At 53.4% G+C, this 21,209-nt stretch carries 18 protein-coding genes; 11 read left to right on the top strand and 7 right to left on the bottom strand.

All coding sequences use genetic code 11. The annotated features are described in order from the left end of the window. Window positions 1-48: 48 nt before the first annotated feature. The 5 genes from P0H77_RS13225 to P0H77_RS13205 all read left to right on the top strand — a co-directional run bounded on the left by P0H77_RS13225 (window position 49) and on the right by P0H77_RS13205 (window position 8,357). Window positions 49-4,554, top strand: a complete 4,506-nt coding sequence (locus P0H77_RS13225) for an alpha-2-macroglobulin (RefSeq protein ID WP_276165129.1) — start codon at window positions 49-51, stop codon at window positions 4,552-4,554. Then, window positions 4,555-6,204 (top strand): DUF2300 domain-containing protein, encoded by a 1,650-nt coding sequence (locus P0H77_RS13220; protein ID WP_276157341.1) that lies wholly within the window; start codon window positions 4,555-4,557, stop codon window positions 6,202-6,204. 13 nt (window positions 6,205-6,217) lie between these two features. Further along, window positions 6,218-6,994, top strand: a complete 777-nt coding sequence (locus P0H77_RS13215; protein WP_276165128.1) for a DUF2135 domain-containing protein — start codon at window positions 6,218-6,220, stop codon at window positions 6,992-6,994. Between the two features lie 82 nt (window positions 6,995-7,076). Beyond that, on the top strand, window positions 7,077-7,622 hold the full coding sequence (locus P0H77_RS13210; protein ID WP_276157340.1) for an NUDIX hydrolase: 546 nt from the start codon (window positions 7,077-7,079) through the stop codon (window positions 7,620-7,622). 60 nt (window positions 7,623-7,682) lie between these two features. Continuing rightward, window positions 7,683-8,357 (top strand): YecA family protein, encoded by a 675-nt coding sequence (locus P0H77_RS13205; protein ID WP_276157339.1) that lies wholly within the window; start codon window positions 7,683-7,685, stop codon window positions 8,355-8,357. A 230-nt stretch (window positions 8,358-8,587) separates the two neighbouring features. Here P0H77_RS13205 and tyrP read toward each other — a convergent pair whose 3' ends face one another. Beyond that, window positions 8,588-9,799, bottom strand: coding sequence for a tyrosine transporter TyrP (gene tyrP / locus P0H77_RS13200; RefSeq protein ID WP_276157338.1), 1,212 nt, complete (start codon window positions 9,797-9,799; stop codon window positions 8,588-8,590). Between the two features lie 198 nt (window positions 9,800-9,997). On the opposite strand from tyrP, the gene P0H77_RS13195 reads away from it, so the two are divergent. Further along, complete coding sequence (locus P0H77_RS13195; RefSeq protein ID WP_276157337.1) at window positions 9,998-10,237, top strand: YecH family metal-binding protein; 240 nt, start codon at window positions 9,998-10,000, stop codon at window positions 10,235-10,237. Window positions 10,238-10,267: 30 nt separating this feature from the next. On the opposite strand, the gene ftnA is transcribed toward P0H77_RS13195, so the two are convergent. The 3 genes from ftnA to P0H77_RS13180 all read right to left on the bottom strand — a co-directional run bounded on the left by ftnA (window position 10,268) and on the right by P0H77_RS13180 (window position 13,585). Then, the gene (gene ftnA / locus P0H77_RS13190; protein ID WP_176918936.1) at window positions 10,268-10,765 is read right to left on the bottom strand and encodes a non-heme ferritin; all 498 of its coding nucleotides are present in this window, start codon (window positions 10,763-10,765) and stop codon (window positions 10,268-10,270) included. 197 nt (window positions 10,766-10,962) lie between these two features. Then, the gene (gene yecR / locus P0H77_RS13185) at window positions 10,963-11,301 is read right to left on the bottom strand and encodes a YecR family lipoprotein (RefSeq protein ID WP_276157336.1); all 339 of its coding nucleotides are present in this window, start codon (window positions 11,299-11,301) and stop codon (window positions 10,963-10,965) included. Between the two features lie 106 nt (window positions 11,302-11,407). Beyond that, window positions 11,408-13,585 carry an HD domain-containing phosphohydrolase gene (locus tag P0H77_RS13180; RefSeq protein ID WP_276157335.1) on the bottom strand — a complete coding sequence of 726 codons (2,178 nt, stop codon included), beginning with the start codon at window positions 13,583-13,585 and terminating at the stop codon, window positions 11,408-11,410. 244 nt (window positions 13,586-13,829) lie between these two features. Between P0H77_RS13180 and P0H77_RS13175 the strand changes: the two genes are divergently transcribed. Further along, window positions 13,830-14,468, top strand: a complete 639-nt coding sequence (locus tag P0H77_RS13175; protein WP_276157334.1) for an RpiB/LacA/LacB family sugar-phosphate isomerase — start codon at window positions 13,830-13,832, stop codon at window positions 14,466-14,468. Window positions 14,469-14,611: 143 nt separating this feature from the next. Here the strand turns inward: P0H77_RS13175 and P0H77_RS13170 are convergent, their stop codons facing one another. Further along, on the bottom strand, window positions 14,612-16,033 hold the full coding sequence (locus P0H77_RS13170; protein WP_276157333.1) for an MFS transporter: 1,422 nt from the start codon (window positions 16,031-16,033) through the stop codon (window positions 14,612-14,614). 199 nt (window positions 16,034-16,232) lie between these two features. Here P0H77_RS13170 and azuC point away from each other — a divergent pair, with 199 nt between their 5' ends. Beyond that, window positions 16,233-16,316 (top strand): stress response protein AzuC, encoded by an 84-nt coding sequence (gene azuC / locus P0H77_RS13165; protein WP_103676150.1) that lies wholly within the window; start codon window positions 16,233-16,235, stop codon window positions 16,314-16,316. A 101-nt stretch (window positions 16,317-16,417) separates the two neighbouring features. Next, window positions 16,418-16,669 carry a DUF2766 family protein gene (locus P0H77_RS13160; protein ID WP_276157332.1) on the top strand — a complete coding sequence of 84 codons (252 nt, stop codon included), beginning with the start codon at window positions 16,418-16,420 and terminating at the stop codon, window positions 16,667-16,669. Between the two features lie 40 nt (window positions 16,670-16,709). On the opposite strand, the gene P0H77_RS13155 is transcribed toward P0H77_RS13160, so the two are convergent. Next, window positions 16,710-18,053, bottom strand: coding sequence for an anaerobic C4-dicarboxylate transporter (locus P0H77_RS13155; protein WP_276157331.1), 1,344 nt, complete (start codon window positions 18,051-18,053; stop codon window positions 16,710-16,712). A gap of 222 nt (window positions 18,054-18,275) precedes the next feature. Then, a complete protein-coding gene (locus P0H77_RS13150; RefSeq protein ID WP_276157330.1) occupies window positions 18,276-18,779 on the bottom strand; it encodes a non-heme ferritin-like protein in 504 nt (167 codons plus the stop codon). 542 nt (window positions 18,780-19,321) lie between these two features. Here P0H77_RS13150 and P0H77_RS13145 point away from each other — a divergent pair. Next, entirely contained in the window at window positions 19,322-19,879 is a 558-nt protein-coding gene (locus P0H77_RS13145; protein WP_276157329.1) for a DJ-1 family glyoxalase III, read from the top strand. A 315-nt stretch (window positions 19,880-20,194) separates the two neighbouring features. Then, window positions 20,195-21,175 carry an arabinose ABC transporter substrate-binding protein gene (locus P0H77_RS13140; RefSeq protein WP_176918928.1) on the top strand — a complete coding sequence of 327 codons (981 nt, stop codon included), beginning with the start codon at window positions 20,195-20,197 and terminating at the stop codon, window positions 21,173-21,175. The last annotated feature ends 34 nt before the right edge of the window (window positions 21,176-21,209 follow it).

The following is a 21,209-nucleotide window of genomic DNA, read 5'->3' as shown; positions in this document are numbered from 1 at the left end:
AGACAGCCGTTTTCTCGCCTTTGTCTTCCGCTGTTGATTGCGGCGGCGCTGGGATTACCTCCTGCCCATGCCGGAGATGAGCTTCCCTCGAGCGGCTATTCATCGCTTACGGGAGACAGCTTCTTTTTACTGGCTGACAGCAGTTTTTCCAGTACTGAAGAGGCTAAAGTCAGACTTGAAGTGCCTGGTCGCGATTATCAGCGCTACCGCATGGAAGACTATGGTGGGGCAGATATTCGTCTCTATCGCATTCCCGATCCGATGGCTTTTTTGCGTCAGCAGAAAAACCTGCACCGCATTGTTGTTCAGCCGCAATACCTGGGTGACGGGCTGGCGAACACGCTCACCTTTTTATGGGATAACTGGTACGGGAAATCACGTCGCGTCATGCAGCGTTCTTTTTCTGCACAGTCTCGCCAGAAAGTGACGCAGGCGCTGCCAGAATTACAGATTGGCAACGCGTTAACGATGCCATCGCAATACGTTCAGGTGAACCCGTTCTCACCATTGAAAAAATACCCGCTGGTTGAGCAGTTTCGTTATCCGCTCTGGGATGCGGCTCCGATTCAACCGCAGGACGGGGTCAGGCTGGAAGGATCGTCGAGTAACGTTATAGAGGCCCAGCCAGGCAACGTTTATGTTCCCCTCGGTAAGCTGGAGCCTGGGCTTTATCTGGTCGAGGCCACGATCGGCAAGTATCGGGCAACCACCGTCGTTTTCGTTTCCAGTACCGTCGCGCTCAGCAAAGTTTCCGGTAACGAGCTGTTGGTATGGACGGCAGGAAAAACGAACGGTGAGGCGAAGCCCGGCACGGATATTTTATGGACGGACGGTCTGGGCGTATTAGCCAGTGGCATAACGGACGCTGACGGTCTCCTGCGGCTAAAACACCTTTCGCCGGAGCGATCCTACATTCTGGGTAAAGATGCTGAAGGCGGTGTTTTCGTCTCTGAGAACTTCTACTACGACAGTGAAATTTATAACACCCGTCTCTATATCTTCACCGATCGGCCACTCTACCGTGCCGGCGATCGGGTTGATATCAAGGTGCTTGGTCGCGAATTCCACGACCCGTTGCACTCATCGGCTATCATCAGCGCGCCCGCAACCCTTTCCGTCATTGATGCCAATGGCAGCGTGCTGCAATCACAGAAAATAATGCTGGATGGCGATAAAGGAGGGCAGGTCAGTCTCCGCCTGCCCAATAACGCAGTTTCCGGCGGGTATGAACTGCGCCTGGCGTATCGTAATCATCTCTACAGCAGCGCTTTCCGGGTGGCGAGCTATATCAAACCGCACTTCGAGGTAGCGCTGACGCTGGATAAAAAAGAGTTCAAAACCGGAGAAGAGGTGAAGGGCCATCTTTTACTGCTGTATCCGGATGGTAAACCGGTAAAAAATGCCCGTATTCAGTTAAGCCTCCGGTCTCAGCAGCTGTCGATGGTCGGTAACGATCTCCGCTACGCCGGGCATTTCCCGATTGAACTCGCCAGCACTGAAATGACCTCTGATGAGGCCGGACGAGTGGCGCTAAACTTGCCTGCCGCGGCAAAACCCAGCCGCTATCTGTTGACTGTTTCCGCCAGCGACGGGGCAGCGTATCGGGTGAATTCGACCAAAGAGATCCTGATTGAACGCGGGCTGGCGAGCTATTCCCTGAAAAGTGCGCCGCAGTTCAGCACGCCTGGAGATGATGTGGTTTTCCACTATTCCGCGTTGACGTCAGAGAAGCAGAAGCCGGTGAAATACGAATGGATCCGCCTTGAAGATCGTCAAACACAACGGGGAAATGTCGCTGCAGACGGAGAATCGTTCACCGTACGGTTTGATAAGCCCGGTAATTACACCCTGACATTACGTGATAAAGACGATTTAATCATCGGTGCTATCACACATACTGTGACGGGCCCTGGCAGTAAGGCGCAAACCGGAACCATTGATATCACACCGGACAAAACCCAGTACCAGCCGGGTGAAACCGCGAAGATGCTCATTACCTTCCCCGAGCCAGTACAGGACGCGTTGCTGACGCTGGAGCGGGATAGCGTTGAGAAGCAGTCGCTGCTATCGCGCCCGGCACGCTGGCTGACGATCCAGCGTCTGAATGATACCCAGTACGTTGCTCAGGTACCGGTCGTTGACGCCTTTGCGCCCAATACGACGTTTTCCGTACTTTATACGCGTAACGGACAGTACAGTTTTCAGAATGCGGGCATTAAAGTGGTGACGCCGCATCTGGATATTCAGGTAAAAACGGATAAAACCCACTACCAACCCGGTGAGCTGGTAAATGTCGAACTGACGTCGCTGCTGGAGGGCAAACCGGCTCCTGCAACGCTGACGGTCGGGGTTGTGGATGAAATGATCTATGCGCTCCAGCCGGAAATCGCGCCGAATATTGGCACATTTTTCTATCCGCTGGGGCGTAATAATGTGCGTACCAGCGCCAGCTTATCATTTATTAGCTACGATCAGGCGCTCTCCAGCGAACCCACGATGCCGGGTGCGACCAACCGCAGCGAGCGGCGGGTGAAAATGCTCGAACGTCCGCGTCGCGAAGATGTGGATACCGCCGCGTGGCAGCCCTCTCTGAAAACGGATAAACAGGGCAAAGCATACTTTACTTTCCTGATGCCGGACTCCCTGACCCGCTGGCGGATCACCGCCCGTGGAATGAATGCTGACGGTCTGGTAGGGCAGCGTCGTGCCTTTCTGCGCTCAGAAAAAAACCTCTACATGAAGCTGAGCATGCCGACAGTGTTCCGGGAAGGCGATCAGCCCGAGTCCGGGGTGTTTATTTTCAGCCAGCAGGATAACGCAGCCGTTGAGCTGGTAACGCATTTTGCCGGACAAGAACAGCGTCAGCCGCTGACGCTCCATCAGGGAGCAAACTACATTCCACTGACCCAGCATTTTCAGCAGTCTGGCCTGTTCAACGCGGAACTGCTGCAAAACGGCCAGCCCCAGGACAGCATCAGTGCGAAGCTGGACTTTATTGATAACGCCTGGCTGGTGGATGAGCAAAAAAACGTAGTGTTAACGGGCAGAGATAATGCGCTGGATCTACCGGAACACGCGCGCAACATTCGCCTGCAAAGCAGTGATAGTGTGCAGGACATCTTCCGTAATAACCTTGATGAGCTTGTCGATGAGCCCTACGGCGGCGTGGTAAACACGGCCAGTCGTTTGATCCCATTGAGTCTGGCCTGGCGCGCGCTGCCCACTCATGACGGCGCAGCCGCCAACGATCTGCGGCAGATGATGCAAAGTGACCGTCTGCGTTTGATGCAGCTGGCGGGGCCGGGGGCGCGTTTTGCCTGGTGGGGAGACAGTGAAGACAGTAGCGCATTGCTGACCGCCTGGGCCTGGTACGCTGACTGGCACGCCAGTCAGGCGCTGGGCGTCCCTCAGTCAACAGAATACTGGCAGCACATGCTGGACAGCTACGCCGGGCAGGCAAACGCCATGCCGCTATTGCATCGGGCGCTGGTGCTGGCCTGGGCACAGGAAATGGGCCTGCCGGTGAAGAGTCTGTTGCAGGGCCTTGATGAAGCCTTCACCAACAGTGCAGCGACATCGGGCGCCTGGCAGGGGGATGACAATGCCAGCCTGATCCTCTGGCAACCTGATTCTGCGCTGGGCAACGCGGTGGCAAGAGTATTGACCACCACGTTGTTGAAAAAAGTGAATCTGGCGTCGGTTGACGGTCAGACCGCACAAGAAGCTGCCCTGCGTCTGGCGACCGACAGCAATCAGCCGCTGGCCCGCACGGTGGTCCTGCTCAGTGGTAATGGTGATGCGAGCCAGGCAGCCTCCATTCTGCGCAGCTTAACCGCCCGGCAATCGGGCATGGATCGCGCGCTGGCATTGACCTGGCTAACGACCCTGATGCGTTCAACGCCGGCTGCCACGCTTCCTGCGCCTGCTGGCGCATGGGCGAAGCGCCATGCGGCGAACGGAGGCGACGACTGGCGCTGGATCGGGCAGGGCGTGCCGGAGGCTATTTCATTCCCGGATGATATCGTGACTCCGCAGAACGTGCAGATCCGCTGGCGTGAACCAGCCAACAACGCGCGGCAAAATAACGTCGCGGTGAAAGTCGAACGTCATTTATTCAAACTGGTAGTGGGTGAGGAGGCGATGGACTTTACCCTGCAACCCGTCGCGGGCAATGAAATTGACAGTGACGCGCTCTATCTTGATGAAATTACGCTGACCAGTGAGCAAACCTCACCGCTGCGTTACGGCCAGGTTGAGGTCCCGCTGCCGCCGGGTGCCGACGTCGAGCGCACAACATGGGGGATTTCCATCCGCAAGCCGGGCGGGAAAAACCAGAAAGGTGAGCTGCTGGAAAAAGCACGCAATGAAATAAGCGAGCTGGCCTATATGATCCCGGTAAACACGTTGACCGGAACCACCACCTTTCGTCATCTGCTGCGCTTTTCGCAAAAAGGAAAATTTGTATTACCCCCCGTTCGCTATGTACGCAGCTACGCCCCTGACCAGCAGAGCCTGGCCGCCGACACGGACTGGACTGAAATGCAGGTGAAATAAGTGAGGCTGGCACAGGCGATATGGCTACTTTGTTTCCTCCCCCTGCTGGCAACGGCAGAGGGATCGTCTCTGCGTCTGGCGATTCGTGAGGCGGAGGGCGACCGGCTCTATACGTTAACCGAGGCGGGAATAAGCCATGCCTCGGCGCTGCCGGAAGAGACGCTTTCTCCACTGGGTAGCGTATGGAAACTGTATGTTTACGCCTGGCTGGAGGATACCCACCAGGTGGAGCAGCCTTATCAGTGTACGGGGGGCGATCCCGAGGAAGTGTACTGTTGCCATCCCGGAGAAAGCATCACCCGTGATACGGCACTGGTTCGCTCGTGTGGGCTTTATTTTGCTCCCTCGCGGTTACATATTGATGAAAGCGCATGGGATGGATACTGGCAACAGCACAATGCGCCGCCATGGGTGGGCTCGCTGTCCTCACTCGGCCCGCAAACGCAGGTCAGCGTTAAAACGCTGCTCGACTCATTAGCCATATTGCCCGCGCAGCAAAAAGCCCGGAACGTATTGCTGGATGTGCTCCTGGATAACACCAAAGACGGAGTGGCCGCACAGCTTGGCGGACGGCTGCGGGTAAAAACCTGGAGCTGGTTTGCCGGTGACAAAGCGCATTCCCGTGAAGGAGGATTCGCTGGCTGGTTGACGGACGGTACGCCAGTGTGGGCTGGCGGTAGCGGCACCAGCAAAACGGTCTTGATGCGCTATGCCACCGTTCTTAATCAACTGCTGCCCGTGCCGTCAGGCGGCACCAGTGGACAGTGTGTGCAGGTGGATATGTTTGCCCGCTACCCGGTGCAGTCGGTAATCAACGAAAACACTGGTCAGAACGTTACCGCCGGTCCATTGTTTGGTCGCTACCGGGTGACATTCACCAATGGCAATCATAGTACCCTGGTGAGCGACGGCGAAACCCTGCTTCTGGCAAAAAAAGGAACGTTGCATCTTGAGGCCCACCTCGGCCTTGAAGAGTACGTTGCCAGAGTACTGGATCGCGAAGCGGCAAGCACGCCGCTGGAAGCGGCGAAAGCAATGACCATTGTCATCCGCACGTGGCTATTGCAAAACGCGCAGCGTGAGGGAGAGTGTCTGAGCATCAGCGACAGTAGCGCCAGCCAGCGCGTTTCGCCTTCGCCTGCCAGCCGTGCGGCGCGTGAGGTCACGGCCTGGACGCAGGATATAATCCTGGCGGGCGGGCCGGTCAATTATCACCGGGATCGTGCCGCTGCCGGATTACTCTCATGGCAAAACGCGCGTCAACAGGCAGAGCAGGGACAGCGCTTTGACGCGATCCTCTCTGCAGCCTTTCCTTACGCCAGTCTGAGCCGCCGGGACGATCCCCACTCCACCTGTCTGCCGATGCCGGAGGCAAAACGCTGGCTGATTGCGAAAAGGGAGCAGTGGCGCAGGCAACTGGACCTGGAGCCTGGCTACAGCGAGCCGTCAAAATTTGCGGTTTGCAAACTGGTTTCAGGTTTTCCGTTTACCGACAGGCAGCAAAAGCGTCTGTATATCCGCAATTTTTTTACGCTACAGGACAGGCTGGATGTCACGCATGAGTACCTGCATCTGGCTTTCGACGGTTATCCCTCGGGGCTGGATGAGTCTTATGTGGAAAACCTGGCCCGTCATTTATTAATGGACTAATGCTATGCGTACAGTGTCTCGTATTTTATTTCCGTTGTTATTTATCTCACTCCCGGCGCTGGCGGACAGCGCGGGAGGTCAGGAGGTACAGATCGACGCACCGCTGTCCGGGTGGCGTGCGGCGGAAGGCGACAATGCGGCATTTTCGCAGTCGGTGAACTACCCGGCGTCAACGGTGAATATGGCCAGCGATCAAAATATCTCCGCGCAAATTCGCGGGCAGATCAAAAATTTCTCACCAACGGGTAAAAAAGCACCCGGCAGGCTGGTGGTCAACGGCGTCAGCATGCCGCAGCGTTTTGAAGATGACGGCTCCTTTGCGCGCCCTTATATTTTCCCGGAAGGCAGTAACAGTATTGAAGTCGTCAGCCCTGACGGTAAGAGCCGTAACCGCATGCAGTTTTACTCAACGCCGGGCGCCGGCGCAATCCGTGCCCGTTTGCGGCTGGTTCTGTCGTGGGATACCGATAACACCGATTTAGACATGCACGTGGTGACGCCGGACGGTGAACATGCCTGGTATGGCAATCCCGTGCTGAATAATGGCGGCGCGCTGGATATTGATGTGACAACCGGCTACGGCCCGGAGATTTTTGCAATGCCTGCGCCCGTCAAGGGGCGTTATCTGGTGTATATCAATTACTACGGTGGCCGTAGCGAGACGGAACTGACCACCGCCCAATTAACCATTATCAGTGATGAAGGCTCTGCCAGTGAAAAGCAGGAAACCTTCATCGTCCCTATGCGCAAAGCCGGAGAACTGACGCTGGTGAAAAGTTTTAACTGGTAACGTGGGTCGCTATGCAAACCCCTTCATACTCTACCCTGCAAACGGTATGCTGATGGTAAATCTTTTGCCAACGAAGGCCGGCATGACAATGGAAATAAAAACGCTCTCGACTGAAGAGATCTACCGTAATAAATGGATGGCGCTGCGCGAAGATCGCATTCTCCGGGCGGACGGCAGTCAGGGGATTTACTCGGTTATCGAAAAGCCGGATTTTGTGGTGATCCTGCCGGTCGAAGATGATGCGATCTTCGTAGTGGAGCAATTTCGCTATCCGCTGAGAGAGCGAACGATTGAGCTTCCGCAGGGCTCCTGGGAGCATACGTTAACCGCCACGCCTGAACAGGTTGCCGCCGGTGAGCTGCGCGAAGAAACCGGATTAGTCGCCGGGAAGATGATCCGCGTCGGCTATCAAAAGCTGGCGCAGGGCTATTCGCAGCAGGGCTATCATATTTATCTGGCAACCGAATTAACCCATCATGCGCCGTCGCTCGATCCCGAAGAGTACGGTCTCACCGCCCGCAAAATCAAAACAGACGATTTTATGCAGTTGATCCTTGATGGCAAAGTCACCGATGCCACGTCGGTTACGGCTTTTCTTCTGGCAAAGGCCAGGGGATTGATTGCTTAGGACTTGTGTCCGCCATTAGGTTACTATCATCCACATTGCCCGTCGCAGAGGAAACCTTTTATGAATACCGGACCACTGAACGAAACTGAGCTGGAGTGGCTCGATGATGTGCTGGTGAAATATGGCACTGACGACGGCGTTCTTGACGTCTCTGAACTGGATGGACTGCTCACCGCCGTGCTCTCTGCGCCGCATGAGATTGAGCCGACCGACTGGCTGCTGGCTATCTGGGGTGGTGCGCAAAACGTGCCTGCCTGGGAATCGGAGCGGGAGATGGAGCGGTTTATGGCGCTGTGTTTTCAGCATATGGCCGACATTGCCGAGCGGCTTGAACATTATCCTGAGCAATTTGAACCGGTATTTGGCACGCGTGAAATCGAAGGAAGTGAATTTACGATTGTTGAAGAGTGGTGTTTTGGCTATATGCGCGGCGTTGCGCTGGCCGACTGGTCATCGCTGCCGGAAACGTTGCGCCCTGAGCTTGATGCCATCGCCTTACATGGTCTGGAAGCTAACTTCGATAAACTGGATACGCTGACGCCGCAGGAGCGCGATCGCAGTATTGATAAGCTGGAGCCTGCGGCACTCAATCTGTTCGCTTACTGGTCTACCCATCAGATCCCCGCTCCGGCTACCCCGGTACAGCAGCCGTTACGGGCAGAAAAAACGGTTGGCCGCAACGATCCCTGTCCCTGCGGCAGCGGCAAAAAATTCAAGCAGTGCTGCCTGCATTAAACCTTCATCAGGGACGGATAATCGTCCCTTAGTCGGCGACAAACGTGATAGCGTGGAATGATGCCTGGCCGCGCTTCGCTTGCACAGGCCTACAATTCAGAATAATTTGTTGATATTGAGGGTTTTGTAGGCCGGGTAAGGCGAAGCCGCCACCCGGCAAAACGGCGTGCACAATAGCAAAGCCAGGTGTGCCCTCAACCTGAAGAATGGATATCCATCGACGTTTTTGATCAGCTTACCGCAGGCAGCCAGCCTGCAACTATCGAAAACTGCACCGCGATGATTGCCACGCCGCAGCCCAGGACCAGCCACAATACCGCCTGGCCGCCCGCGACACGATAGCCGCTTTGCGGATAGCGTTTACGGCTTTGCATCGCCAGCAGGGAAGGGATGATCAACGCCAGCACCGCCAGCGCGACGCCAGCATAACCCAGTGCCAGCACAAATCCGCGCGGATAAAACAGCGCAAACGCCAGCGGGGGCAGGAAGGTCAGTAAACCGGTTTGCAGACGCCCCAGCGGGCTATTTTTACGCTGAAAAAGATCGGCCAGATAGTCAAATAGTCCCAGCGCCACCCCAAGAAAAGAGGTTGCCAGCGCCAGATCGGCAAACAGATGTACCGCCAGTTCGACGTGCGGTGACGCAACTACTTCACGGATCGCCTGCAATAATCCGTTGAGACCCGCATGGGTCGCCAGCAGGGCCGCAAACGCGGGAGAGCCAATACTGCCGAGCGTCGCCAGCTGCCAGAAAATATACGCTACCAGCGGAATAAAACTGCCGACCATAAAGACCCGCCGCAGTTTTTTAATATCGCCATTCATGTAACTCACGATGCTCGGCACGCTGCCGTGAAAGCCGAACGACGTAAAAATGACCGGGATCGCCGACAGCGCCAGCCCTTTTTCCAGCGGCAGGGTGAGCAGGTTGACCTGATGAATATGCGACAACAGCAGCGCCAGCATCACCACCAGGAAAATCGTTTTTGCGGTGAACAGAAAGCGGTTAAAGAGATCGACGAGTGATGTCCCGATACACACCACCGCGCCGCCGACCAGGGTAAACAGCAGTACGCCGATGGCGGGAGGCAGGGTGAGGGACAGCCAGTCATTAAGGCTCGACGACAGCAATTCGCCTGCGCCGCTGACGTAGGCGGCCGTCAGGGCATACATTAAAAACAGCATACTAAAACCGGTCAGCCACTGACCATAGCGGCCAAGATAGCGCTGAGCCAGTGAGCCAAGCCCGGTATCGGCGGCAACGTGCTGATAGACCTCCAGCAGCAGCAGCGCGGTATAACACATCAGCGCCCATAATCCGAAGAGTAACCCCAGCGTTACACCAAAACCGGTGCCTGCCGCCGCCAGCGGCATCGCCAGCATTCCTGCACCAATGGTGGTGCCCGCAACGATTAAAATACTTCCCAGAGCGCGGTTTCTCACTAATTCCTCTGCTACTAACGGCATTTGATGGTTATTTATGCCGCGCAGAATAGGGGAATTCATGAAGGTCGTCAAATCAGGATTACAGTCTCTGTATTTAAATCTTTACATTTTTCTTTGTTCAACAGAACGGAACCTGTTTTAACGCAAGTCATCGCGACGGCGGCAAGGCTATGCTGGCTTTTTTCAGGAGGGGTTATGGCATCCATACACGGTCACGATGTACTGAACATGATGATTAATTCTGGCGAGCGTTACACCACTGCCAGTCTGGAAGCGGCAATTATTGCCCGTTTTGGCGAGCTAGCGCGGTTTCACACCTGTTCCGCTGAAAATATGACGGCCAAAGAATTAGTGGCGTTTTTACAGCAAAAAGGCAAATTCATTGCGCAGCCGGATGGATTTAACACTCACGAAAGTAAAATTTGCCGACATTAATTCAGGCCAGCGCGAAGCTGGCCCGCTGAATTAGTTTTGCGCGTCGAGGGTGGAGAGTTCTTTATCGATAAAATAAAGACCTTCACCGCTTTTGCCTGCCAGCGATAATTTATCGAGAACGGATTTGAACAGTTTTTCTTCCTCATGCTGTTCAGCGACATACCATTGCAGGAAATTAAAGGTCGGGTAATCCTGGCTGGTCATTGCCGCATGGGCCAGTTCATTAATTTTGCTGCTGATCAGCTGTTCATGCTCATAGGTGGCGTGGAACAGATGGTCGAGCGATTCATATTCCGCGAACGGCGAGGCGATAGCAGTGATTTGTGGCAGGCTACCGGTATCGGTCAGGTAGTCAAACAGGCGCTGCATATGCCCCATCTCTTCCTGCGCGTGGCGGCGCAGAAAAGCGGCGGCCCCTTCAAAACTGTGATAGCTACACCATGCGCTCATCTGCTGATAAAGCAGAGAGGAGAACAACTCAAGGTTCATTTGTGCATTTAATTTTTCGATCATATCGGCTTTAAGCATGACGCGCTCCGCAATATTTGCCAGGGGTTATAATACCGCCACTATAATTTGTTATTTAATTATTTGCAAAAGGTTAAATAAAAAATTGATTTGTTAAAATGCGACCAGGAATAATACGCATTTGCGTTATTTAATATAAACGCGAGAATAAGAATAATTCCGTTTAAATAGCGCCAGCGGCAACGCTGGCACACGGATCACCAGTAATTCACCACGGAATTCTGGCTAACGGCCACGCCGCGACACTGATATTGCAGAGTGACTTTTTCATTCAGACAAAGCGAACCGCTGGTCACCGTGCAGGTGGTAATGGGCTGGCCGTAGGCAACCGCGGTGGCGTAACCGGCCTGCTGGCACTGCCGCGTTGCGGTACCCTGCGCGAGGTAAGGATCGGTGGTAGCGGACTGAAGCATGGCTTGTCCGTAGGTTAAACGCACGATGCCGCTGGTGGTATCAACATCGCTGACATCAGCCTGTCGGTTCACCGAACAGCCCGCAAGCGTCAGCAGGGAAATAAGAATGGCAGCTTTATTCATTACGCGGTTCTGCTTTTAAGGGAGTCTGCCTATCCTACCGTTTACTGCCAGCCGCAATCCGCAGAATAGCCAGCGGATCTACACCCAGTTATCACAACGGCGGGCGCTAATCGGCCTGCGAGTCAAAAATGGCCTGAAATTTCACATGCTGCTGGCGAAAAAGCGCTACCAGCTGCGGGTCAAAATGATGTCCTGCCCCCTGAAAAATCATCTCGCAGGCGCGCTCGTGCGAATAGCCAGGTTTATAGACACGCTTTTGCCGCAGGGCATCATAGACGTCTGCCAGCGCCAGGATCCGCGCTTCGATGGGAATTTGTTCACCACGCAGCCCTTCCGGATATCCGCTGCCATCCCACTTTTCATGGTGGAAATGAATAATATTTTCGGCAACGGGACCCAGCCCCAGCCCCTGAATAATGCGCCAGCCTTTTAGGGTATGCAGTTTCATTTCGCTAAATTCTCCCGGGGAAAGCGGTCCTTGCTTGCGCAGAATGCGTTCCGGTACCGCAATTTTACCGACGTCGTGCAGCGAGGCGAAATGCTCGATTTCATGCACCATCCGCCGCGGCAGTTTTAATTCCCGCGCCATCAAACCGCAATACTGAGCGACGCGATGGATATGGCTGCCGGTCTCGTCATCATGCGCCCGGTTCACCTTTTCCATCGCCTCCACAATACTGCGGTTAACCGCCCGGTTCTGCTTCATTTGCCGCCACATGATGATGAGCAAACACACGCTGAATAGCGCAGTAATGAGCAGCACAATGCTGATCATTTTAAAGGTGTTTTTGGTGAGTTCTGGCATCAGGGTGGGTTCGACATGCCGCTCCATCTGAGTGCGGAAGCTGGAAATACGGTGGATCTGCGCCAGTAAACGCTGTAGCGGATGCGCGGGATCAACCCAGGGTCCAATCTCATAATCAATACGGGTCAGGCCGGCCACTTTCAGCACGCCGCGAAACAGTTCATTTCCCCGTAATGACAGCTCCAGTGAACTGAGATCGCCAAGGATATAATCAATTTGATGGTTTTCGATGGCATCCAGCAGTTCTTCAACCGAGGCACCGCTGACGATAAAAATCTCATTGCCAAAGCGCTGCCTGAGATAAAGCGCGGAAAACGAGCCGCGCAGCACCCCGACCCGCTGATGACGAATTTGTTCTTCATCCCAGAGGAACGGCTGGCCGATGCGGTTGTAATACACATTGTGCCAGGCCGTCACGGGCCCAATCATACCATCCGACTGGCTGGCATCGTTGGTATTAACCAGATTAACCAGGCGGACGGGCCATTTTTCTTGCCGCATGCGCAAGACGTAATTATCAACATACTGAACGTCCACTTTCACGTGCAGCAGATCGCGTATGTCGTTAATCATATCCACCACCGAACCGTGATATCCCTGCGCATCTTTCCAGATTAGCGGCGCAAAATTCTCGTTTTTGGGCAGCCAGACGGTGAGCGTGTTGGCGGCAAGCCAGCGCTTTTCTTCCTCACTAAGCACAATCCGGCTGAGCAGGAAATCACGCCGCGTCTGGTCTTCCAGTTTTCGCAATTTCCCATTGCGCTGCCAGTCATTAATGAGCTGATTAACATTGGTTCTCAGGCCGCGCAGCTCAGGGCTGAACCCCAGCACCGAGGCGATGTGCAGGTCGGGAAAGGGACGAGAGATAGTGTAATAACGCAGCGTATCTTCCATCTCGGTAGCGTCATTAATATAAAAATCAGCTTTATTTTCACTCAGCAGGCGAAAGGCTTCTTCGCTGGTGGTAACAAAAATGACCTGACTGAAGTGGATATCGGCATAACGCATATTAACCTGATCCCAGGTGGCATCATTGCGGCGAAAGACCACCCGGCTCTGGTTTAGCTCATCGGCGGATGTGATGGTGCGGGTCAGGCTGGCGGCGAGCACTTCATTACTAAAAATACGGGCTGAGAGAATTTTGTTTCGTGCGCGGGCTTCCGTTCGGATCACGCCAGCATACAGGCCATAGCGATCGTTATTAAAACTCTGGCTAATTTCATTACCGCTGATGGGCTGGATTTGCAGGTTGTAGCCATATTTTTGATTTATGGCCTGAATGAGTTGTGGATAAAACCCCTGATAATGACCGTGTGGATCGCGCCAGAACTCGTAGCTCGGAGCGTCATAAAGCCAGACCGGAACCGCCTCCTTTGGGGGAGAAGGGGCGGCAAAAAGGGGAAATACGCACAGCAGCGCCAGAAATAGCAGGGCTCCGAAAAATACCAGGGGTCGGGAGGGCGGGCTGTGCTGATCCACTCAGATGATTCCTGTTATTGTTTTGTTTAATTTGAAGTCTAACCAACCCTCAGCACAGCGAATAGATATTTTTTGAATATGAGAGAAAAATGCGCTGCACCGCCAGTGGCGGAAAAACGTGATGCCATCTGTGATTTTTAAAACAATTTTTCATTAAATTTGAAAGTATGTTTGGCAGGTAGTAAAGTTGACCTCATCTGACATCAAGGCGGGGCATCCCGCGCAGCACTCAGGAGAGTTAGAAATGAAAATTGCACTGATGATGGAAAATAGTCAGGCCAGCAAAAACGCTGTTATCCTCAATGAGTTGAACGCGGTAGCAAGCGAGAAAAATTTCCCGGTTTATAACGTCGGCATGAGCGATGAGAACGATCATCACCTGACCTATATCCATCTGGGGATTATGGCCAGCATTTTGCTGAATTCGAAAGCGGTCGATTTTGTGGTCACGGGTTGCGGTACCGGGCAGGGCGCGCTGATGTCCCTGAATATCCATCCAGGGGTGATTTGCGGTTATTGTATCGATCCCGCCGATGCGTTCCTCTTCGCCCAGATTAACAACGGTAACGCGCTGGCGCTGCCTTTTGCCAAAGGTTTTGGCTGGGGCGCCGAGCTGAATGTGCGCTTCATTTTCGAAAAAGCGTTTACCGGCCGGACCGGTGAAGGTTATCCGCCGGAGCGTAAAGAACCGCAGGTGCGCAACGCGGGTATTCTCAACCAGGTGAAAGCAGCGGTAGTGAAAGAAAATTATCTGGATACCCTGCGCGCTATCGATCCGGAGCTGGTGAAGACGGCGGTTTCCGGCCCGCGCTTCCAGCAGTGTTTTTTTGAGAACAGCCAGAACAAAGAGATTGAAGCGTTCGTTCGCGAAATGATTGGCTGATCCATTCGCGCTGTTTTGCCCGGTGACGCTACGCTTACCGGGCCTACGATTGTTATGTAACCATCTGATATTGCAGTCTTTGTAGGCCGGGTAAGGCGAAGCCGCCACCCGGCATTATCCTCTCAGCACACCATTACAGCCCCTCACTTCCTCTTTCTCGACACCGAGCTTCCCGCATCTCTGGTCAGCCGGAAGGTATCGGCCATTCCTGCCAGACAGATTAGCGCAATAAACCCAAATGCCAGCCGAAAGCTGATGCCGGGGATAGCGGTGAGTGCGAACCAGTCGCTGATGCGTTCACCGAGGCGAATACCAATCGCACCCAGGGTGATCCCCAGTCCGACCGCCAGTTGCGTGGCGGTACTGAACAGGGTATTGGCATAACTCATCTGGCTGGAGGGGACGTCAGCAAAGGCCAGCGTGCTAATGCCGGTAAACTGCACCGAACGGAAAACGCCGCCCAGGTACAGGATCAGCAGCACCAGCCAGACCGGGGTAGTCGGCGTTAAAAAGGCGCAGGCCAGCAACGCCAGCACGTTCAGCGCGCCGTTGATCAACAGCAGACGGCGAAATCCCAGCCAGCGGATCAGGGGCGTGGTGGCCGGTTTAATCGTCAGGTTGCCGACAAAGACGGCCAGCACCAGCGAGCCGGCATGAAACGGATCCATACCGAAACCGACCTGAAAAAGCAGCGGCAGCAAAAAAGGCACGGTACTGATCGACGAGCGAAACAGTGAACCACCGTACATCGTGACGCGAAAGGTCGGGACCTGCATCGCTTCCAGGCGGATCATTGGCCATGCCGCATGACGAAAATGGCGCAGGGCGTAAAATGACGCTACCCCACCGATAACAAGCAGCGCCGTGGTGATCCCTCCCTGAACGTTTTCCGCTCCCAACGCTTCCATCGCATAGACCAGGCTTATCATTGCGACCGAGGTGGCGAGAAAACCGGGCAAATCGAAAGGACGGCGCTGTTCATCGCGTATGTCAGGAATAATTCGCAGCGATAACAGGATCGCAACTAAGCCAATCGGCAGATTAATAAAGAAGATCCAGCGCCAGTCCGCATAGCTGGTAATAAAGCCGCCCAACGGAGGACCGATAATCGGTGCGACCAGCGCAGGCCAGGTGAGGGTGGCGATGGCGGTGATCAGCTGGTGTTTTGGCGTGGTGCGCAGCACCGCCAGCCGTCCCACGGGCACCATTAGCGCGCCGCCTGCGGCCTGAAAAATGCGCATCGCAACAAAACTCTCCACGCTGGTTGCCAGGCCGCACAGTACCGATGCAAGGTTGAAAATGGCCAGCGCCAGGGTAAAGACTTTCCGGGCACCGAACCGATCGGCAATCCAGCCGCTCGCCGGGATCAATACCGCCAGCGTGATGAGATATGCGCTGATGCCAATGTTAAGATCAACCGCCTCTACGCCAAAGGTTTTCCCCATATCGGGCAGGGCTGTGGCGATGACTGTACCGTCCAGAAACTCCATAAAAAAAGCGCCAGCAACCAGTAAAGCGGCGGGTGATAATCCGCGCTTTTCCTTGTCAGAGACTGATTCACTCATTATATGCCTGCCACCATAAAGAAAAAAATCCAGTAAAGGCGCGGATAAGCCGCAGATTTGACATAACTTTTGTTTAATACTTTACCAATACGTGTAAAATTTATGTGATTTTTATCACGTTGTGGTTGATTTTTGTGACGCAGGTCATATTATAGACGTGTAGACAGTAACACCTGCATAACAAAAATCGGAGTACAAAATGAAATTTCGCAAAATCCTGAAAAGCATGTTTGAAAACTACTGCAAAACCTTCAAAGACGTACCGCCAGGCGCTATGTTCTGATAAAAAAACCTGCCACGGCAGGTTTTTTTATGTCTGAATTTCCGCTCTGACATTTCAGCGCGCGTGCGATACTATTACGCCCCTTGAACAAGGAGCGCAATATGTCCGACAATCTGAGTGCCGATCAGGAACTGGTATCCGATATCGTAGCCTGCCAGCTGGTCATTAAACAAATTCTTGATGTTATTGAAATCATCGCCCCCGCTGAGGTTCGCGAAAAGATGTCAGCCCAGTTAAAAGCGATTGATTTCACGATGCATCCCGCCGCCGCCGATCCCGTCACGCTGCGTGGCATACAAAAAGCCATTGCGCTGATCGAAATGAAATTTACCCCGCAGGATGAAGCCCATTAAAAAGCCAGGCGCAAGCCTGGCTTTTTTCGTGGTGGCAGCATCAGAAAAAGGTTTGTACCAGCAGGTAACTTGCGGCACAGGCACAGCTGACGCCGATAAGTCCTGGCAGAATAAAGCTATGGTTAATGATGAATTTGCCGATGCGCGTCGTGCCCGAGCGGTCAAAGCCAATGCAGGCGAGGTCGCTTGGGTAGGTTGGCAGGACAAAATAGCCATAGGACGCCGGGAAGAAGGCGACCAGCATTTTGGGCTCCACGCCGAGCATCAATCCCATGGGGGCGACAGCCGTCAGCGCCGCAGCCTGACTGTTTACCAGTTTTGATACCAGAAACAGAACAATGGCGTAGGTCCACGGATGCGTTTTAACCACTCCTTCCAGCGCCATTTTTAATTCGCTCAAATGGGCCTGAAAGAAGGTATCGCTCATCCACGCGACGCCGAAGACCGAGAAAATCGCCACCATCCCGGCTTTAAATACCGCCCCGTTCGAAATCGTTGTTGCGTTAACTTTGCACACCATCAACATAATGGCCCCGGCGATCAGCATCATCATCTGGATCGTCAGGTTCATGGATAGCGGTGTCAGTTTTCCTTTCAACTCAAATGAAGGACGCAGTTCCGGGATGGCCCCAAGCAGTACCACCACCAGGATCCCGGCAAAGAAAATCCAGGTTGACCAGTAGGCCTGTTTTGGGAAGCGCTGATCCATCAGGGTATCGCTGCTGCCATAAATAAACTCGCGCTGTTTTGGATCCCTGAGCTTTTCCTGGAACTCCGCATCGTCTTCCAGGTTTTTACCACGGCGCAGACTCCACAAAGCGGCAATAGCGACGCCAAACAGCGAGGCCGGAACGGAGACGGCCAGAATTTCCAGGATCCCCCACGCCTGACCCACGCCGTGATTTGCGCCGATAATCGATACCAGTGAGACCACCGCCACCGACACCGGCGACGCGGTGATCGCCATTTGCGAGGCGATAGACGCCACCGCCATTGGGCGCTCAGGACGAATACCTTTTTTTAGCGCGATATCGGCAATAATGGGAAACATGGTGTAGACCACATGCCCGGTGCCGCACAGGAAGGTGAGGGACCACGTGGTAAAAGGTGCCAGCAGAGTAATATGCTGCGGATGTTTACGCAGTAAGCGTTCGGCAAACTGCATCATGACGTTCAGCCCGCCCGCCGTTTGCAGCGTGGCGGCACAGCCAATGACCGCCAGGATAGTAAGCATAACATCAACCGGCGGCTTGCCAGGCTCAAGACCAAAAACAAAGGTCAGGATAAACAGGCCGATCCCACTAATTAAACCCAGTCCCATCCCACCGAAGCGCGTACCCACCAGCAGGCAGAGGATAATGACCACAAACTCAAGGGTAATCATAGAGCACCTTTTGCAACATCATCAGATTTCCCTGAAGCATTGCATTTTGTAAGGGTAAACGATGAGAGATAGATCTAATTTATAAAATGTTAATTAAAACATCACGTTATACACATTTCATTAACATTTGTATTTGGTGTGAGGCGACAAGATCAGCAGTAAAGAGGGGAAAGAGGTGCTATTCCACCCCGGACCATGAGCGGGCCGGGGTGAACTAAGAAATTAATGTTGCTGGTAATTAACGACGTTTAACAGGTGCTGGTCGGTCTGTTCCATTTTCATTCCGGCCTGACCCGCATGACGCACTTCTTCAAAGATGGTTTGCAACAAAAGCCCGTGCTCCTCCCTTTCAGTGGCTATCTGGGTTAAGAAAGCCAGCGTAGCCGCATCGTTCTGCGACCGGGCTTCCTCTATGAGTTTGGTCAGCGTTTCACTGCGGTGCTGAAAATCCATCATGGTCTGGGAAAAGAGTTCTTCGAGATTGGTGCATTGCTCCTCAATAGGGTTTGTCGTCGCGACCACCGGATTCGCGCCAGATTTTTTTATAAAATCAAACACGCGCATCATGCGGGTAACGTTGATTTGCGCCTGCGAGCGCAGAAAAATGGCGGTGCCAGTCAGTTTACGTTTAGCGCACCACTCGCTTAAACGAAGGTAGCGATTGGACGCGTTATACTCCAGGTTCATCTGGACGTTGAGTTTTTGAACCATTCCTAAAGCTAGCATACCAATATCCTTATTACCTGGGGGACGATTTATACGAAATCGTATAATTCATGAAAATGTCGGGTTCGACGTTATTCATGCACCACCGTTACTCTCCACAGAATAAATACATTCTGCCGCTGCTGTATGTGATCGGTGATGAATTTTCCGTAATTCCTGTCGCAAGATTAAAACGATCCCGTCGCTAAGAAAAGTCTCAACGCACGGAATTCATTACTGGTTACAACTTCTGAAAAAAGAATTATAACTACTATTAAATACTTATATTTATGGTTAACATATTGATAAATATAATAATAACGATATTTTGTAATAGTTGAAAAAGCGTTTTAAAAAGCGTAGCATGGCAATGAGAATGAAAGCTGGCGCGATTCGTCTGTGCGGTACATCAATGTTGACCGTGCTCATGATATTCCATAATCCGTGATAAATTGCGCCAGATCATTTTTATTCTTACCAGATATTGTCCTCAGACGCCGGTATTTGAGCCTGAAGGTCTGATGAGCGTTTTGACATTCACAGATGAATTTAAGGGATAAAGAATGAAGAGCGTTGCCGTTTTACTGGCACCCGGTTTTGAAGAAGCGGAAGCCATTGTCACCATCGATATATTACGCCGTTTGCATATTCACGTAGAAACGCTGGCGTGCGCCGAATCACGTGCCGTGGTCAGTTACCATAATATTCCGCTGGTCGCCGACGCGACGCTGACCGAGCGTCAGGCGCATCGCTATGACGCTATCGTGCTGCCCGGCGGGCCACAGGGCAGTATTAATCTGGCGGCCAGTGAGGACGTTGTGGCGTTTGTCATGGCGCACGACAATGCCGGTAAGCTTATTTGCCCCATTTGTTCCGCCGCGGCCCGGGTGCTGGGCGGCAATGGGTTATTGAAAGGCCGTCGCTATGTGTGCTCTGGCGATTTATGGCAATCGGTAACCGATGGCGAGTATGTGGACGCGCCGGTGGTTGAGGACGGCAATTTGATCAGCGGCAAGGGACTGGGGCGGGTATTTGACTTTGCCCTGACCGTCGCCGCACGCCTGCTGGGTAATGAAGCCCCCGCGCGTGAGCACGCCGAACATATTTATTATCCCTGGTAATATCGGGTCCCGGATGCGCCGCCCATCCGGGACAAGGATAAGCTCGCTAAGGATATAGACAATCCTGTTACAGCATCATTTAATTGTCCGACAATACCCTTCCGTTTTATGTCATTTATTGCTGAATATATGTACGCAATAACTGTAATCCTGCGATGTGATGCCGCTCTCCTATGGAGAATTAATTTCCCGCTATTAATGTTCCAGCAAAAGCATTCACCAGGCTTCTGATGCTAATGCGTTGTTTTATGTCTGATAAAAAAATTTGAGTACGAATTTACCCTACATAGAAGAATGTTAACGCTGGAGTTTAACATGCACAAATTCACTAAAGCACTGGCAGCCATCGGACTGGCTGCGATTATGTCACAATCGGCTATTGCGGAATCCATGAAGCTGGGCTTTTTGGTTAAACAACCGGAAGAACCCTGGTTCCAGACGGAGTGGAAATTCGCCGATAAAGCCGGTAAAGATTTGGGATTTGAAGTGGTTAAGATTGCCGTACCTGACGGTGAAAAGACCCTTAATGCCATTGATAGCCTCGCCGCCAGCGGCGTAAAAGGCTTTGTCATTTGTACACCTGATCCGAAACTCGGCTCGGCGATTGTCGCTAAAGCACGCGGCTACGACATGAAAGTGATTGCCGTGGACGATCAGTTTGTCACCGCGAAAGGGAAGCCGATGGAGAGCGTTCCGCTGGTGATGATGGCCGCCAGCGAAATTGGCGCGCGTCAGGGGCAGGAGCTGTATAAAGAGATGCAAAAACGCGGCTGGGACGTGAAAGAAACCGGCGTCATGGCCATTACCGCTAACGAGCTCGACACCGCGCGTCGCCGTACGACAGGCTCGATGGACGCCCTGAAAGCCGCAGGCTTCCCGGAAAAACAAATTTACCAGGTGCCAACCAAATCTAACGATATCCCCGGTGCATTCGATGCCGGCAACTCGCTGCTGGTTCAGCATCCGGAAGTGAAACACTGGCTGATCGTCGGCATGAACGATAACACCGTGCTTGGCGGCGTTCGCGCCACCGAAGGTCAGGGATTCAAAGCCCCGGACGTGATCGGTATCGGTATCAACGGCGTGGATGCGGTCAGCGAGCTGTCGAAAAATCAGCAAACCGGCTTCTTTGGCTCCTTGCTGCCAAGTCCGGATATTCACGGCTACAAAACCAGTGAAATGCTCTACAACTGGGTAGAGAAGGGCGTAGAGCCGCCGAAATTCACCGCGGTCACCGACGTCGTGCTGATCACCCGCGATAACTTCAAAGCAGAGCTGGCGAAGAAAGGTCTTTAATCGATTTCAGTCAACCATGAATCAGCCCCTCGTT

It is taken from the genome of Superficieibacter sp. HKU1 (genome assembly GCF_029319185.1).
Classification (GTDB): domain Bacteria; phylum Pseudomonadota; class Gammaproteobacteria; order Enterobacterales; family Enterobacteriaceae; genus Superficieibacter.
Note: the sequence above shows the minus strand (reverse complement) of the source record. Positions and strands in the feature narration are given on the sequence as shown.

Excerpts from the sequence above, each read along its gene's own strand:
- P0H77_RS13205 (WP_276157339.1), top strand. The coding sequence starts at position 7,683 with ATGAATACCGGACCACTGAACGAAACTGAGCTGGAGTGGCTCGATGAT.
- yecR (WP_276157336.1), bottom strand. The coding sequence starts at position 11,301 with ATGAATAAAGCTGCCATTCTTATTTCCCTGCTGACGCTTGCGGGCTGT.
- P0H77_RS13140 (WP_176918928.1), top strand. The coding sequence starts at position 20,195 with ATGCACAAATTCACTAAAGCACTGGCAGCCATCGGACTGGCTGCGATT.
- P0H77_RS13175 (WP_276157334.1), top strand. The coding sequence starts at position 13,830 with ATGAAAATTGCACTGATGATGGAAAATAGTCAGGCCAGCAAAAACGCT.
- P0H77_RS13160 (WP_276157332.1), top strand. The coding sequence starts at position 16,418 with ATGTCCGACAATCTGAGTGCCGATCAGGAACTGGTATCCGATATCGTA.
- ftnA (WP_176918936.1), bottom strand. The coding sequence starts at position 10,765 with ATGCTTAAAGCCGATATGATCGAAAAATTAAATGCACAAATGAACCTT.
- P0H77_RS13150 (WP_276157330.1), bottom strand. The coding sequence starts at position 18,779 with ATGCTAGCTTTAGGAATGGTTCAAAAACTCAACGTCCAGATGAACCTG.
- P0H77_RS13145 (WP_276157329.1), top strand. The coding sequence starts at position 19,322 with ATGAAGAGCGTTGCCGTTTTACTGGCACCCGGTTTTGAAGAAGCGGAA.
- P0H77_RS13155 (WP_276157331.1), bottom strand. The coding sequence starts at position 18,053 with ATGATTACCCTTGAGTTTGTGGTCATTATCCTCTGCCTGCTGGTGGGT.
- P0H77_RS13210 (WP_276157340.1), top strand. The coding sequence starts at position 7,077 with ATGACAATGGAAATAAAAACGCTCTCGACTGAAGAGATCTACCGTAAT.
- P0H77_RS13195 (WP_276157337.1), top strand. The coding sequence starts at position 9,998 with ATGGCATCCATACACGGTCACGATGTACTGAACATGATGATTAATTCT.
- P0H77_RS13170 (WP_276157333.1), bottom strand. The coding sequence starts at position 16,033 with ATGAGTGAATCAGTCTCTGACAAGGAAAAGCGCGGATTATCACCCGCC.
- azuC (WP_103676150.1), top strand. The coding sequence starts at position 16,233 with ATGAAATTTCGCAAAATCCTGAAAAGCATGTTTGAAAACTACTGCAAA.